At 73.8% G+C, this 15,005-nt stretch carries 10 protein-coding genes; 5 read left to right on the forward strand and 5 right to left on the reverse strand.

Annotated features, from left to right (window positions below):
* Positions 1-18: 18 nt before the first annotated feature.
* Complete coding sequence (locus V1J52_RS08265) at positions 19-1,347, reverse strand: ABC transporter substrate-binding protein (protein ID WP_330138990.1); 1,329 nt, start codon at positions 1,345-1,347, stop codon at positions 19-21.
* A gap of 201 nt (positions 1,348-1,548) precedes the next feature.
* Here V1J52_RS08265 and V1J52_RS08270 point away from each other — a divergent pair, with 201 nt between their 5' ends.
* Positions 1,549-2,577: a LacI family DNA-binding transcriptional regulator gene (locus V1J52_RS08270; protein WP_330138991.1), complete on the forward strand. Its 1,029-nt coding sequence runs from the start codon at positions 1,549-1,551 to the stop codon at positions 2,575-2,577.
* 36 nt (positions 2,578-2,613) lie between these two features.
* Here the strand turns inward: V1J52_RS08270 and V1J52_RS08275 are convergent, their stop codons facing one another.
* The 3 genes from V1J52_RS08275 to V1J52_RS08285 all read right to left on the reverse strand — a co-directional run bounded on the left by V1J52_RS08275 (position 2,614) and on the right by V1J52_RS08285 (position 8,259).
* Positions 2,614-4,152, reverse strand: coding sequence for a type 1 periplasmic-binding domain-containing protein (locus V1J52_RS08275; protein ID WP_330138992.1), 1,539 nt, complete (start codon positions 4,150-4,152; stop codon positions 2,614-2,616).
* 106 nt (positions 4,153-4,258) lie between these two features.
* On the reverse strand, positions 4,259-6,235 hold the full coding sequence (locus tag V1J52_RS08280; protein WP_330138993.1) for a hypothetical protein: 1,977 nt from the start codon (positions 6,233-6,235) through the stop codon (positions 4,259-4,261).
* Between the two features lie 254 nt (positions 6,236-6,489).
* Complete coding sequence (locus V1J52_RS08285; protein WP_330138994.1) at positions 6,490-8,259, reverse strand: glycoside hydrolase family 6 protein; 1,770 nt, start codon at positions 8,257-8,259, stop codon at positions 6,490-6,492.
* A 722-nt stretch (positions 8,260-8,981) separates the two neighbouring features.
* Here V1J52_RS08285 and V1J52_RS08290 point away from each other — a divergent pair.
* Complete coding sequence (locus V1J52_RS08290) at positions 8,982-9,521, forward strand: M23 family metallopeptidase (RefSeq protein WP_330138995.1); 540 nt, start codon at positions 8,982-8,984, stop codon at positions 9,519-9,521.
* 56 nt (positions 9,522-9,577) lie between these two features.
* Here the strand turns inward: V1J52_RS08290 and V1J52_RS08295 are convergent, their stop codons facing one another.
* Positions 9,578-10,234 (reverse strand): SACE_7040 family transcriptional regulator, encoded by a 657-nt coding sequence (locus V1J52_RS08295; protein ID WP_330138996.1) that lies wholly within the window; start codon positions 10,232-10,234, stop codon positions 9,578-9,580.
* A gap of 97 nt (positions 10,235-10,331) precedes the next feature.
* On the opposite strand from V1J52_RS08295, the gene V1J52_RS08300 reads away from it, so the two are divergent.
* From V1J52_RS08300 to V1J52_RS08310, 3 genes are read left to right on the forward strand one after another with little or no spacing between them, the layout of a single operon-like run.
* Positions 10,332-11,948, forward strand: a complete 1,617-nt coding sequence (locus tag V1J52_RS08300) for a carboxyl transferase domain-containing protein (protein WP_330139542.1) — start codon at positions 10,332-10,334, stop codon at positions 11,946-11,948.
* Positions 11,949-11,964: 16 nt separating this feature from the next.
* Complete coding sequence (locus V1J52_RS08305) at positions 11,965-14,034, forward strand: acetyl/propionyl/methylcrotonyl-CoA carboxylase subunit alpha (protein WP_330138997.1); 2,070 nt, start codon at positions 11,965-11,967, stop codon at positions 14,032-14,034.
* A complete protein-coding gene (locus V1J52_RS08310; RefSeq protein WP_330138998.1) occupies positions 14,031-15,002 on the forward strand; it encodes a hydroxymethylglutaryl-CoA lyase in 972 nt (323 codons plus the stop codon). Before V1J52_RS08305 ends, V1J52_RS08310 begins: the two co-directional genes overlap by 4 nt.
* The last annotated feature ends 3 nt before the right edge of the window (positions 15,003-15,005 follow it).

Genomic DNA, 15,005 nt, shown 5'->3' on the forward strand with positions numbered 1-15,005 from the left:
TCTCTTGTCTCGGTCGACTCACTTGTCGATCGCGTTGTCGACGGCCTTGACCGCTTCCTCCCAGGCCTCATCCGGGCTCAGGCCGTTCACTTCGACCTGACGGACACCGGCGCGGCCGATGTTGTCCTGGATGATCTGGTCCTTCGGCCCGATGATCTGGGTCGGGATGTTCTCGGCGGCCCGGGAGAAGATCTCCCCGATCGGGGCGTTGGCGAAGTACTCGTGCGTGGCCTCGGCGACCTCGGGGGTCTCGTAGGACTTCGGCGCGCTCGGGAAGCTGCCGCGCTCCTCGAACAGCTTGGCCTGCTGGGTCGGGGAGGTCAGCCACGCGACGAACTTGGCGGCCTCCTCCTTGTTCTTCGCGCTCTCCGGGACGCCGAGGAAGGAGCCGCCCCAGTTGCCGGGCTTCGGGGCGTCCGCGACGTCCCACAGGTCCTTGCCCTTGTCGCCGGCCTTGTCCTGGATGTAGCCGAGCATCCAGGCGGGGCAGGAGATGGTGGCGAAGGTGCCGTTGTTCATCGCCTGGTCCCACGGCTTGGAGAACTGCTCCAGCTTCTTGGTCATGCCCGCCTCGCCGGCGGCGGTGGCGACGTCCCACGCCTCCTGGACGTCCGGGTTCTCCTTGTAGATGACCTCGCCGGACTCGTCGTAGTACTTGCTCTCGTAGGAGGAGATCGCGGCGTTGTACACGCCCCCGGCGGAGTCCACCCAGGAGACGTCGTCGGGACCGTTCTCCTGGAAGTCCCGGCCCGCGTCCAGGTACTTCTGCCAGTCACCGGCCCACAGCTCGGAGACCTCGGCGCGGTCGGTGGGCAGCCCCGCCGCCTCGAAGTGGTCCTTGCGGTAGCAGATCGCCATCGGGCCGATGTCGGTGCCCAGGGCGATCGTCTTGCCGTCGGCGGTGGTGCCCTGCTGCCACTTCCAGTCGAACCAGTCGTCCTTGCGGACGCCGTCCGCCTGGCCGAGGTCCATGAACTTGTCGGCCTGGGTCTGGACGACCTCGGCGACGTTGGCGACCTCGATCGCCTGCACGTCCGCGAGCCCGCTGTTGCTGGCGAGCCGGGTCAGGAGCTGCGGGTAGTAGTTCTCGTTCCGCTCGACGACCGTCTGCTTGATGGTGATGTCGGGGTTCAGCCGCTCGTACTCCTCGTACAGCCCGGCCTCCAGGAAGCCGAAGGTGCCGAAGAGGCCGACCGTGAGTTCGGTCTTGCCCTCGTCCGAGCTGTCGCCCCCACCGGTGCTGCCGCCCTCGTCGCTGGCGCAGCCGGCGAGGAGGGAGGTGCCCAGCACGGCCGCCAGGCCGAGGGCCGACAGCCGGTAGGAGGATCTGCGGGTTCTGCGGTGCATGCGCGTCGTCACTTTCTCCCGAACGTACGGGACGTGAAGGTAAGCACGGGGCTGCGATACCTTGGGAGCGCTCCCAGGAGTGATGTGTTGAAGAGATTCCCGGACGGTTTCAGGGGTGTCAAGAGACCCGGCACCCCGTAATCAGAATGAGGCTTGTAGTTGAATGTTCCGTACACGCGAGGAAGGGGAGGGGAGGCGCCCATGGTCGTGCGCGGAACCGGTCGCAGCCGGCCCACGTTGGAGCAGGTAGCGGCCCTGGCGGGGGTGGGCCGGGGCACCGTCTCCCGCGTCATCAACGGCTCTCCCCGGGTCAGCGACCACACGCGTGCCGCCGTCCAGGCGGCCGTGGCGGAGCTGGGTTACGTGCCCAACCGGGCCGCCCGCGCCCTGGCCGCCGGCAGCGCCGACGCCATCGCGCTCGTCGTGCCCGAGCACGAGACGCGGCTGTTCGCCGAGCCCTACTTCTCCGGCATCGTGCGCGGGGTCAGCGCGGCGCTGGCGGACGCGGACATGCAGCTCCTCCTCACCCTGATCCGCACCCCCAAGGAACGCGAGCGCTTCGCCGCGTACGCCGCGGCCCACCGCGTCGACGGCGTGCTGCTGGTCTCCGTCCACACCCACGACCCGCTGCCCGACCTCCTCCAGCAGATCGAGATGCCCACCGTGCTCAGCGGCCGGCGCTCGGCGGGCGAGTCGCTGCCCTACGTCGACTCCGACAACGCGGGCGGGGCGCAGGCCGCCGTCGAGCACCTCATCGGCCGGGGCCGGCGCGAGGTCGCCACGATCACCGGCCCGCTGGACATGTACGTCGCCCAGTGCCGGCTGGCCGGTTACCAGGAGGCCGTCCGCGCGGCCAGCCGGCTGCTGGACGAGGATCTCATCGCCCACGGTGACTTCACCGAGGAGGGCGGCCACCACGCGATGCGGGCCCTGCTCGCCCGCCGCCCGGAGATCGACGCCGTCTTCTGCGCCTCCGACGTCATGGCCTCCGGCGCCCGCCAGGCGCTGCGCCAGGCGGGCCGCAGGGTGCCGGACGACGTCGCGCTGGTCGGCTTCGACGACTCGCCCGTGGCCCGTCACATGGACCCGCCGCTCACCAGCGTGCGCCAGCCCATAGAGCGCATGGGCCGCGACATGACCCGGCTCCTGCTGGGCCGCCTCGCCAGCCCGGCGACCGCAGCGGAGAGCATGGTCATCCCCACGGAGCTGGTCCGCCGCAGGTCGTCGTAGGGCCTGCCGCCGTCGGCCCGGCCGCCCGCGGCGGCGTCACAGCGCGGGCGTGACGTAGAGGCGGTGCGCCGTCCCGCGTGCGGGGATCTCCAGGACGGGGACGGGCTTGGCGCCCGGGTCGCCGCCCCGCGACGTGCTGAACGACAGGGTGCCGCCGGCCGCCCGCACGGTGTTGTCCTCGTTGAGCAGGAACAGCGCGCGGGCGGTCTGCGCCGCGCTCGGGTCCCGGCCGTCCTCGCCCGTGTGGGTGAGCCGCACGGCGCGGACGGCGGTCATCACGGCGTCGTGGTGCGCGACGGCGTAGCCGTCCGCCAGGAGCCGGCCGGTGTCGCCCGCGCCGGGCAGGTGGGTGGCGTACGCCGCCTCGAAGGCGGCGTACCCGGCGGGCGCGCCGCCTTCCGGTCCGCCTTCCGCGCCGTCCCCGTCCGACCAGGCCGGGTCGCTCGCGGAGGCGTGCACCACCGTGATGCCGCTCTCGCGCAGCCGCTCCACGTCCTCCTCGGCGATGACCGGACCGGTCTCCACGAACAGCACCGAGAGCGGGTCGGACAGGCAGGTGCGCACGTGCAGGGCGTCGAGGAAGTGGTGCAGGTCCGTGGTGCGCCCGGAGAACAGCACCATGTCCGCGTCGGCCCCGCAGATGTTGCGCACGACCGGGTCGAAGAAGCTGTAGGGGACGTCGGAGGAGACCGACGTCCCCTGGAACGGCTGCGGCGCGTGCCCCTCCAGCTCGTCGGCGAACAGCGACCGGAAACTCGCGGTCAGGGACTTCACGTGCAGGTCGGGCGGGCTCTCGTCGTGCACCAGTATGGCCGAGTCCAGGTCGTCGCGCGCCCCCACGTAGGCGTGCAGGGCGGAGACGAAGTCGGTGTTGCTCGGCGTGACGCGCACCAGCCCGGGGATCTCCGCGTGCCGCAGCCCGGCCGCGCTGGCCACCGAGGAGACCATCGGGACGTCCGCGGCGGACAGCCGCTCGGCGGCCTGCCGCGTGGCCTCGACGCTCGGCCCCAGCCCGGCGACCGCGACCAGCGGCGCCGCGTCACCGGTCATGCCGAGCAGCTCCTCCACCACCGGCTCCCAGCGGTCGTGGGCGCTGCCGGCGTTGGCCAGGTAGAGCTGCACCTGCGGGGCCGGATCACCCAGTTCGCGGCTGTGGTTGGCCCGCATCTGCGCGATGTGCGCGCCCTGGAGGGAGTGCAGGATCTGGCCGGCCGAGGCCGGGCTCCCCACGCGCGGCGTCAGCGTGCTGAGCAGCGCGATCTTCACGGCGGGCCCCTTCTGCCCCGCCACCCGGTCGTTCTCCGCCTTGATCCGGCGCTGTATCTTCCGGAACTCCTCGTGCAGAGCGGCCTCGCCGGGCACGAACGCCGGAGCCCCGTCGGTGACGCCGGTGCACTCGCCACCGCGCTCGACCAGGCCCGAGCCCGGCCCGTCGCAGGCCAGCCGGGGCGGCAGCCACACCGCCGCCGCCACCCCCGCGGCGAGCAGCGCCAGCACGCCCACCACGGCCAGCAGCCGGGTGACGGTACGGGCGGGAGGCGAGAAGTCCGTGTGGCTGGAGGCGGTGTCGCTCATCGGCTCTCCCTGGCATCGGTCGGTACGGCGGCACCCCGCGCGCCGGCGCCCCGGCTGGGGCGGACGGCGGCCCGCGCCCGCGCCGCGCCGCCCGGTAACGCCCCGGTCACATCCACCACCGGGCCTGCCGCGCGTAGTCGTCGGCCGCCTCGTGCAGGGCCACCAGCCCGTCCGGGGAGTGCAGGGCGAGCGCGGTCAGCGCGTGCGAGATCTGGGTGTGGAGGAAGCCGCGCTCCACGCCTCCGGCCGGGTCGCCGACGATGCGCAGGGCCGTCAGCAGCCGGGCGACGTGGGCGGTGACGTCGTCGGACGCGGGTTCGGGCAGGTCCTGCACCATGCGGCTGAAGTGGGTGTAGGGGTCCATGAGCTGCCGCTCCAGGCTGCCGCACGGCGCTTCGGCGACCGTCCGCAGCAGGTCGAGCCAGGCGCGCCCGGCCATGTCGGGCAGCAGCCGGGACAGCTCCCCGGCGACGGCCGGCAGGTCGTCCTCGGCGAGCTGGTAGGACAGCGCGCCCCGCAGGTCGTCCCGCTCCCGGCAGTACGCGGCGAGCCTCTGGTACACCGCCCCCCACGAGACGGGGTCCTCCGGGGCGCGGGCGGCGAGGCGGCGCAGCAGCAGCCGGCGCAGCATGACGGTGCCCGAGGGGCCCGCCGCGTCCCACAGCCGGGCCCGGCGCACACCGTCGGCCCAGGCCGGGTCCACCAGGTCCTCCTGGTGGCTCAGCCACAGGGCGTCCACCTCCCGGCAGGCGGCGGCACCGGCGGCGAACGCGGTGGCCTGCCCCTCCCACTGCGCGCCCTCCGGCGGCGGCCCGTCGGCCGCGAGCAGGCGGCGCAGCAGCCACTCCTCCGCGGTGTCCGCCGCCGGTTCCTCCTCCGGCCCGGCCCCGGGCACCGGACGCACCAGGAGACCGACGACCCCGCCGGGCGCCTCCGGGTGCCGGGCGGCGCTCGCGGCGAGCAGCCCGGCCGCCTGGGGATGGCCGCCGGTGTAGGTGTGCACGAGCCGGGCCAGTCGCCGGTCGGCGCGGGCCGCGGGGGTGTCCATGAGCGTCTGGATGTCGGCGCGCGACAGGTCGGGCAGCCGGTAGCGCAGCCACACCGGCGGCGTCCCGCCGGCCGGGACGCGCGGGGCGGTCTGGTCCAGTACCGATTCCAGGGGCGCGCACGGGGCGTCCGCCATCTCGGGCAGTTCCTCCCGCGCCGTGGCGACGACCGTCAGCGGCTCGGCGGAGTCGGAGGGGCTCAGCGGAGGGCGGGCGTCGAGCAGCCGGCGCAGGAAGGTCCGGCCGGGCAGGGTGTCGGCGTTGTCCAGCAGGACGACCGGGCTCTGGAGGGTGTGCACGCGGCGGGACGCGTCCCTCAGGTCGGCGAGGAACGCCTCGCACAGCAGACCGTCCACCTGTGCCCTGGCGGCGAGGTGGCGCACCTCGCCCGGCTCCTCGCGGCGCACGTCGTGGGCGCTGCGGCTGAGCCTGACGAGGGTGTCGATGGGCTGGTCGGGCAGTTCGCGGTCGCGGTGCCCGTACCAGGACCGCGCGCGGTCGGGGAAGGTGTGGCCGACCACGGTGCCGATCCCCCGCAGGGGCACCTGGAAGGTCGTGGAGACGACGCCCGCGCTGAGCCCGACCTCCAGCGGCCCGGCCGCGAGGTCCCGCAGGAAGCGCTGGGGCCAGCCGCCGGTGCGGCGCTGGGCGAGCAGTTGCCGCACGTCCTCGCGGGCCTGCTCGAAGTCGAGGTGGGCCAGGTCCTGTTGCAGGACGAGCAGGCCGATGAGCAGCCGGGGGAAGCGGAGCCTGCCGTACCGGGGGCGGTGCCCGGCCAGCCCCGCGGCCAGCGTGGAGAGCGTGGTGGGCACGTCCTCGTGGAGGGGGTCGGCGAGGTCGGCGCGCCCGTGCGGGATGTGCGGGCCGATCTTCTCGGCCAGCACGTCGAGCAGGACGGTCTTGCCGCTGCCGTGCGCGCCCTCGAAGACCACCACGGGCCGCCGGTGGCCGGGGAGGGCCGGGCGCTGCGGCTGCATGAGCGCGTGAACCGCCCGGATCGCCACGTTCCGTTCGAAAACCGGTCTGCTGTCCGCCACGGCATCGCCTCCCCCGTCCGAGCGCGCGACACGGCACGATGGCACATCTGCTGACGTTGTGCCACCCGCGCACGGCTCTGCGTGACATTTCGTAATGGAACAGTCATGCGTGCGGTGGCGCGCCCCAGCCGCGCCACGCCGGGCCGCCCGCCGGGAGAGCACCGTCCCCGTCCGCGCGCTGCCCCACGACGAGCGCCGCCCGCCGGGGAAGGAGCTCTCCCGGCGGGCGGCGGTTCGGGGTGACGGCTACTGGATCAGTCCAGCGCCGGGTACGCGTTGGCCATCAGCTCCTGGAACTGGGCGCTGAACCAGTGGCCGGAGACCGGCGCGTTGGCCAGGGCGCCCGAGGGGTTGTTGCCGTTGCGGACGTTGCCCCCGTACGTCGGGTCGCACATCCGGTCGAAGCCCTTGCCCTCGTCGTTCGGGATCTGGCGGCTGGAACCGTCGGACTCACCCGGGGGCTTCATCCACACGTAGGCGTCGATACCCGCTTCGGGCGCCGTCTGCGGACGCTCACCGAGGCCGGCTCCGGCCTGGTTGCACCAGTTGCCCTTCTGGTAGCGGCGGTCGTAGCGGCCGCCGTCCACGTAGGCGTCGGCGCTGGTCCGCGGACCCGGGCCGGCCGGACGGTCGGGGCCGCCCCAGCCGTTGCGGGAGGTGTCGATCAGCATGCCGATGTCCGAGTTGAAGCCGACGGACACGGCCTCCTGGCGGAACGCCTGGGCGAAGCTCAGCTCGTCGACGTAGTTGTTCCAGTCGATCCACTTGGCCGCGCCGCGGATCTGCTGGCCGTTGATCACGTCGCCGATGGCGAAGTTGTCCTCCTTCAGCGCGCTGTAGTTGGCGGTGTTGGTGATGAAGCCGTGGACGTCGTCCACCGTGGCGCCCTCGGAGGTGGCGGCGTCGTGCATGATCTGCGCGGAGGCGCCGAAGTTGTCCTCCCAGCCGATCCAGCCGTGGTGGCCGGCGTCCACGTAGTTGTAGACGTTCCCGATGCCGCCCAGCTCGGCGAGGGCGTAGCCGACACCCTTGACGTAGTTGCCGTTCGCCTTCATGACGTCGCACTCGGGCGTGGCCGTCGCGCGGGGGCTGACGTTGGTAACGAGGTTGGGCAGCGAGTCGACCTCGATGGTGGTGACGATCCGCAGGTCCTCGTACTTCGCGTCGGACATGATGTCGACGATCGGGTCGATGTACTCGGTCTTGTAGACGTCGATCTCCGTCGGGCCCAGCTCGCCGTTGGAGGCGAGCGCGGCGCAGTCGCGGCCCGGCAGGTTGTAGATGACGACCTGGAAGACCATCGGGTCGCCGTCGGCCTGCTCCACGGCGGCGTCGAGGTGGTCCCGCAGGCCCATGCCGCCGTTGACGCCCTCGATGGCCGCCCTGCGGTCCATCCAGACGCCGGTGGGCTCGTCGGCGATGCGGTCGCCGCCCGGCTCGGCGGCGGCGTTCGCCGACCACTCCGGGTTCACGTAGACGTCGGCGCCGACGTACGGGTTGTCGACGCGCTCGCCGGGCTCGCCCGGGTCACCGGGATCGCCGGGGTCGCCCGGGTCACCGGGGTCACCGGGGTCGCCCGGGTCGCCCGGGTCGGTGCCGTCGGTGTTGCACAGGACGCCGTTGAGCCGGAACTCGGCGGGCGCCTCGTTGGTGCCGCTGTACTCGGCGTTGAAGCCGAAGGTCGCGGTCGCGCCGGAGCCGAGGCTGCCGCCCCAGCCCGGGTTCTTCGCGCTGACGGAGGAACCGCTCTGCGTGATGTTGGCGTTCCAGCCCTGGGAGATCCGCTGGTTGCCCGCGTAGTCCCAGGTGAGGTCCCAACTGGTGAGGGGGTCACCGGTGTTGGTGACCGAGACGGCCCCCGTGAAGCCGTTGCCCCACTGGTTCGGCACCGTGTAGTCCACCGTGCAGCCGGGCGCGGCCGCTGACGCGACGCCGGGCAGCATCGCGCCGGTCACCACGGTCGAGGCGATCAGGGTTCCGGTCGCCAGGAGCGCTGTGCGCCTGGTGCCTGTCCGTTTCCTCATCACTGTCCCTTCGGATGGTTGTGGGGTTCCACCACACGGGTGGCGGGCCTGCGGTTCCGGTGCGTGCCCGTGGGGCGCTCCGGCGGCATGGCCGGAACGCTGTCGCGCTGTGCGGACGTGCGGACGTGCTCACCCGGAGCGCCGGGGACCGGCGGCCGGGGCCGTGCGGGGCGTGCCATGGGCGGCGACGCCCGTGGGGGCGGATTCACGGCTGGTACGGGGGGTGCGTGGGGAGGTGGTGCGACGGCGCATAAGCGGTGGTGCACGAAAGCGACTCCTCGTCGTCGGCTGCGCGCCTGTGGCGCAGGACGTGTGGAAGCGCTCCCACTGGTTGCCATGAAACGTAGCGGCAACAACTCCTTTACGCCAGAGGCAGTTCAGGAAATGACGGGCGGAAATCTTTCGTGACCTCAGTGTTGTTCAAGCTCTTGACGGGCCGCGCTCGGATGCGCTTCCTTGGGAGCGCTCCCACTGGTTGGCACTTCTCAGGCTCACGACCCCATGGACCGTCAGATTGGTCCATTCCATTCATCATTACGGGCAGAGCTGGCCGCCTGGTCGGCCCGGGTGGCAAGACCCGCCCGGCGCACGAGTGTTGAACGCCGGGGCCGATAGGTGGCCTACGCCGTTCGGCCGCTCGCCGGGCGCGTCGGAACATGACAGACGCCCGGCCGCTGTCGTGTCCTCACAGTGAAGACGTCTCTTCACGGGAGGACGGTCGGATGATCCGGACACACGACGGTGTACGCAGACGGGAACCCACCCGGCGCGGTGTACTGCGCGGCACGGCGCTCGCGGCGCTGGGGCTCGCCCCCGCACTGGGTGCCGCGACGGCGGCCAGTGCGGCGGGACCGCCCTGGGCGAGACCGCTGGCCGGCGGCCACCGCGTCTCCGCCGCGTACGGCGTCCCCGGCGACTGGGAGGCGGGCCACCACACGGGCATCGACTTCGCCGTGGCCAGCGGCACGCCGGTGTACTCGGTCGGCAGGGGCACCGTGGACATCGCCGGTACCCAGGGCGACTACGGCGAGGCGGTCGTCGTCCGCATGGACGACGGCCACTTCGTGCTCTACGCGCACCTCTCGCGCGTCCTGGTCGCCGCCGGGGAACGGGTCCATGGCGGCGAGCGGATCGGCAAGACGGGGGCCACCGGCCGCGTCACGGGGCCGCACCTGCACTTCGAGGTCCGCGCCAGCCGGGACTACGGCACCGACGTCGACCCCGTCGCGTACCTGGCCCGCCGCGGGGTCGTCCTCCTGTGACCGCCCGGCGGTGACCGCCCGTCCCGGCGGGGCGCGCCCCTCCGTTCCGCCGCGGCTCAGGCGGCGTCCGGGCCGGCCGCGGCGGCGAAGGCGCCGGAGGCGAGGCGGTGCAGGAGGGCGGCGGTGGCCGAGCGGTCCGGGAGGGCCGCCGGGCGGCTCAGCCTCGGCGTGGAGTTCAGCAGCCCGAAGACGGCGTGCACCGCCGCCCTGGCCTCGCGCTCGGGCAGGGCGGGGTGCACCTCGCGGACGACGCCGACCCACAGCTCCACGTACTCGCGCTGGAGCCGCCGCACCCGCCGGCGGTCCGCGTCGCGCAGCCGGTCCAGCTCGCGGTCGTGCAGGGTGATCAGCGGCCGGTCGTCCAGCGCGAAGTCGATGTGCCCGGCGATCAGCGCGTCCAGCGCCTCGGCCGCCGGGCGTCCGGCGGTGACGGCCTCGGACAGCCGCGCCCGTCCGCCCTCGTGCAACCGCTCGCTGATGCCGACCAGCAGCTCGGCCAGCATGGCGTCCTTGCCGGTGAAGTGCCGGTAGAGCCCGGGGCCGCTGATGCCGACGGCCGCCCCTATCTCGTCCACGCCGACACCGTGGAACCCGTGCTCGGCGAACAGCCGGGCGGCCTCGTCCAGGATCTGCTCGCGGCGGCTGGGCGCCGGGGACGCCCCGGCCCCCGCGGACGTCTCCGGCCGCCCCGCGGCCCCGGTGCTGGTGCTCATGGCTCCGATTCTAGACAGTGGGGTTAGCGGCCGTTAACCTGAACGGCAGAGGTTAACGCACATTAACCGACTCACCGTGAGCAAGGGGGCTCAGGGCATGCAGCAGGCACCGCCGCTGGCCGGCGCCGTAGACCCGGCGTCACCGGCCTGGCGCACCAACGAGGCCGCACACCGGGAACGGGCCGCGCGGCTGCGCGAGAAACTGGCCGCCGCCCGGCTCGGCGGCGGTGAGCGGGCCCGCGCCCGGCACACCGCGCGCGGCAAGCTCCTCCCGCGCGAGCGGGTGGACGGGCTGCTCGACCCCGGCTCGCCGTTCCTGGAACTGGCACCGCTGGCCGCCGACGGCCTGTACGACGGGCAGGCGCCCGCCGCCGGCGTGATCGCCGGGATCGGCCGCGTCTCGGGTCGGGAGGTGGTGATCGTCGCCAACGACGCCACCGTCAAGGGCGGCACCTACTACCCGATGACGGTCAAGAAGCACCTCCGTGCCCAGGAGGTCGCCCTGGAGAACCGCCTGCCGTGCCTGTACCTGGTGGACTCCGGCGGCGCCTACCTGCCGATGCAGGACGAGGTCTTCCCCGACCGCGACCACTTCGGGCGCATCTTCTACCACCAGGCCCGGCTGTCCGCCGCCCGCGTCCCGCAGATCGCGGCCGTGCTCGGCTCCTGCACGGCCGGCGGCGCCTACGTCCCGGCGATGAGCGACGAGGCCGTCATCGTGCGCGGCCAGGGCACCATCTTCCTCGGCGGCCCGCCGCTGGTGAAGGCGGCGACCGGCGAGGTCGTCACCGCCGAGGAGCTGGGCGGCGGAGAGGTGCACTCCCGCACCTCCGGCGTCACCGACCACCTCGCCGAGGACGACGCCCACGCGCTGCGCATCGTCCGCAACATCGTCGCCACCCTGCCCGCGCGCGGCCCCCTGCCGTGGACGGTGGAGCCCGCCGAGGAACCCGCCGTCGACCCGGCCGGGCTGTACGGCGCCGTCCCCGTGGACTCCCGCACCCCCTACGACGTGCGCGAGGTCATCGCCCGCATCACCGACGGCTCCCGGTTCCAGGAGTTCAAGGCCGAGTACGGCACCACGCTCGTCACCGGCTTCGCCCGCCTGCACGGGCACCCGGTGGGCATCGTCGCCAACAACGGCATCCTGTTCTCCGAGTCCGCCCAGAAGGGCGCCCACTTCATCGAGTTGTGCGACCAGCGCGGCATCCCGCTGCTGTTCCTCCAGAACATCTCCGGGTTCATGGTCGGCCGCGCCTACGAGGCGGGCGGCATCGCCAAGCACGGCGCCAAGATGGTGACGGCCGTGGCCACCACCCGCGTGCCCAAGCTGACCGTCGTCATCGGCGGCTCCTACGGCGCGGGCAACTACTCCATGTGCGGCCGCGCCTACAGCCCCCGCTTCCTGTGGATGTGGCCCGGCGCGAAGATCTCCGTCATGGGCGGCGAGCAGGCCGCCTCCGTCCTCGCCACCGTCAAGCGGGACCAGCTCCAGTCGCGCGGCGAGGAGTGGAGCACCGAGGACGAGGAGGCGTTCAAGGCGCCCGTGCGGGCCCAGTACGAGGAGCAGGGCGACGCCTACTACGCCACCGCCCGGCTGTGGGACGACGGTGTCATCGATCCGCTGGAGACGCGCACCGTCCTCGGCCTCGCGCTGACGGCCTGCGCCAACGCGCCGCTGGGCGAGCCCGGTTTCGGCGTCTTCCGGATGTGAGGGGGAGGAACCGCAGATGTTCGACACCGTACTGATCGCCAACCGCGGCGAGATCGCCGTCCGCGTCATCCGCACACTGCGGCGGCTCGGCATCCGCTCGGCCGCCGTGTACAGCGACGCCGACGCTGACGCCCGGCACGTCCGCGAGGCCGACACGGCCGTCCGCATCGGCCCGGCTCCGGCGGCCGAGAGCTACCTGCGCACCGAGGCGCTGCTGGATGCGGCCCGCGCCACCGGCGCCCAGGCCGTCCACCCCGGCTACGGCTTCCTCGCCGAGAACGCCGCCTTCGCGCGGGCGGTCACCGGCGCCGGGCTCGTCTTCATCGGCCCGCCCGCCGACGCCATCGAGCTGATGGGCGACAAGATCCGCGCCAAGGAGACGGTGCGCGCCGCCCGGGTGCCCGTCGTCCCCGGCTCCTCCGGCAGCGCCCTCACCGACGCCGAGCTGGCCGAAGCCGCACGCGCCATCGGCATGCCCGTGCTGCTCAAGCCCTCGGCGGGCGGCGGCGGCAAGGGCATGCGCCTGGTGCGGGACGCGGCCACGCTGCCCGACGAGATCGCCGCCGCCCGCCGCGAGGCCCGCACCTCCTTCGGGGACGACACCCTCCTGGTCGAACGGTTCGTCGACCGGCCCCGGCACATCGAGATCCAGGTGCTCGCCGACGGCCACGGCACCGTCCTGCACCTGGGCGAGCGCGAGTGCTCACTCCAGCGCCGCCACCAGAAGATCGTGGAGGAGGCGCCCAGCCCGCTGCTGGACGAGGAGACCCGCGCGGCCATGGGCGCCGCCGCGGCCGACGCCGCCCGCGCCTGCGGCTACCGGGGCGCGGGCACCGTGGAGTTCATCGTCCCCGGAAGTGACCCGGGCGCGTACTTCTTCATGGAGATGAACACCCGCCTCCAGGTCGAGCACCCCGTCACCGAGCTGGTCACCGGGCTGGACCTCGTGGAGTGGCAGCTCCGCGTCGCCGCCGGGGAGCCGCTGCCGTACGCCCAGGACGACGTCCGCCTCACCGGGCACGCCGTGGAGGCGCGGATCTGCGCCGAGACGGCCAGGGCCGCCGGGGAACGGGTGGACTTCCTGCCCTCGGCCGGAACCGTCCTGCTGCTGCGCGAACCGGACGGGGAGGGCGTGCGCACCGACTCGGGGCTCAGCGAGGGCACCGAGGTCGGCACCACCTACGACCCGATGCTCGCCAAGGTCGTCGCCCACGGCCCCGACCGCCCCACCGCCCTGCGCCGCCTGCGCGGCGCGCTGGCGGGCACCACGGTCCTCGGCGTGGACACCAACACCGCCTTCCTGCACGCCCTGCTCGCCCACCCCGCCGTCGTCTCGGGCGAGCTGGACACCGGCCTGGTGGACCGGGACGCCGCGGCCCTGCTGCCCGCGTCGGTGCCCGAGGAGGTCTACGCCGCGGCGGCCCTGCTGCGTCAGGCGGCCCACGAGCCCGCGCCGGACGCCGCCGGCTGGACGGACCCGTTCGCGGTGCCCTCCGGCTGGCGGCTCGGCGGCACCCCCGCCTGGACGGTCCACCACCTGCGGCTGCCCGGCGGCGAACCGGTGGCCGTGCGGGTGCGGGGGCGGGCCGCCGACGCCGAGGTGCGCGTCGGGGACGCCGCCCCCGTCCGCGCCCGGCTGCGCTGCGAACCCGGCCGCGTCCACCTGGAGTGGGCGGGCGCCGCGCACCGGTTCGCCCACGCCGCCGACGGCCCCGGCCACTGGCTCGGCCGGGACGGCGCGAGCTGGCACGTCCGCGACCACGACCCGGTGACCGCCGCCCTGCGCGGCGGCGGCGCGGCGGCGGGCGCCGACGCGCTGACGGCGCCGATGCCCGGCACCGTCACCGTCGTCAAGGCGGCCGTCGGGGACGAGGTGGCCGCCGGGCAGGCGCTGCTCGTCGTGGAGGCCATGAAGATGGAGCACGTCATCGAGGCGCCGCACGCCGGGAGGGTCACCGGGCTGGACGTCACGGCGGGCAGCACCGTCGCCATGGACCAGGTGCTGGCCGTCGTCGAGCCGGACGGGCCGCAGCAGCCGGACGGGCCGGGCAGGCCGGACCGCGCAGGTGAGGAGGAGGACGCGTGAGCGGGGGACTGCCCATGCGGATGCCGCTGGCCGGGCTGCCCGCCCGGGTGCGCGTCCACGAGGTCGGCCCGCGGGACGGGCTGCAGAACGAGCAGGGCATCGTGCCCGTCGAGGTCAAGGCGGAGTTCGTCCACCGCCTCGCGGACGCCGGGCTCACCACGGTCGAGGCGACGAGCTTCGTGCACCCGCGCTGGGTGCCGCAGCTCGCCGACGCCGAGGAGCTGTTCCCGCGCGTCGCCCACCTCGCCCCCGGCGTGCGGCTGCCGGTGCTCGTGCCCAACGAACGCGGCCTGGACCGGGCGCTGGCCCTCGGCGCCGAGGACGTCGCCGTGTTCGCCAGCGCCACGGAGTCCTTCGCCAAGGCCAACCTCAACCGCACCGTGGACGAGGCCCTGGCGATGTTCGCGCCGGTCGTCGCCCGCGCCAGGCAGGCCGGGGCGCGGGTGCGCGGCTACCTGTCCATGTGCTTCGGGGACCCGTGGGAGGGCCCGGTGGACGTCGCCCGCGTCGTCGCCGTGTGCCAGGCCCTGGACGGCATGGGCTGCGACGAACTGAGCCTCGGCGACACGATCGGCACCGCGACCCCCGGCCACGTCACCGCGCTGCTCGCCGCCCTGGACGACGCGGGCCTGGCCGCCGGACGCCTCGCCGTCCACTTCCACGACACCTACGGGCAGGCGCTGGCCAACACCCTCGCCGCCCTCCAGCACGGTGTCACCACCGTCGACGCCTCCGCCGGAGGGCTCGGCGGCTGCCCCTACGCCCGGAGCGCCACCGGCAACCTCGCCACCGAGGACCTGGTCTGGATGCTGCACGGCCTCGGCATCGAGACCGGCATCGACCTCGGCCGCCTCACCGCCACGAGCGCGTGGATGGCCGCCCGGCTGGGCCGCCCCAGCCCCTCCCGCACCGTGCGGGCCCTCGCCCGCGACGACGCCTTCGACCGCGTCTCCCACAAGGAGCAGTGACCG

It is taken from the genome of Streptomyces solitudinis, from assembly GCF_036323765.1.
Classification (GTDB): Bacteria; Actinomycetota; Actinomycetes; order Streptomycetales; family Streptomycetaceae; genus Streptomyces.

Coding starts and splice junctions, on each gene's coding strand:
- V1J52_RS08285 (WP_330138994.1), bottom strand. CDS start 8,259: ATGAGGAAACGGACAGGCACCAGGCGCACAGCGCTCCTGGCGACCGGA.
- V1J52_RS08275 (WP_330138992.1), bottom strand. CDS start 4,152: ATGAGCGACACCGCCTCCAGCCACACGGACTTCTCGCCTCCCGCCCGT.
- V1J52_RS08265 (WP_330138990.1), bottom strand. CDS start 1,347: ATGCACCGCAGAACCCGCAGATCCTCCTACCGGCTGTCGGCCCTCGGC.
- V1J52_RS08295 (WP_330138996.1), bottom strand. CDS start 10,234: ATGAGCACCAGCACCGGGGCCGCGGGGCGGCCGGAGACGTCCGCGGGG.
- V1J52_RS08305 (WP_330138997.1), top strand. CDS start 11,965: ATGTTCGACACCGTACTGATCGCCAACCGCGGCGAGATCGCCGTCCGC.
- V1J52_RS08300 (WP_330139542.1), top strand. CDS start 10,332: ATGCAGCAGGCACCGCCGCTGGCCGGCGCCGTAGACCCGGCGTCACCG.
- V1J52_RS08290 (WP_330138995.1), top strand. CDS start 8,982: ATGATCCGGACACACGACGGTGTACGCAGACGGGAACCCACCCGGCGC.
- V1J52_RS08270 (WP_330138991.1), top strand. CDS start 1,549: ATGGTCGTGCGCGGAACCGGTCGCAGCCGGCCCACGTTGGAGCAGGTA.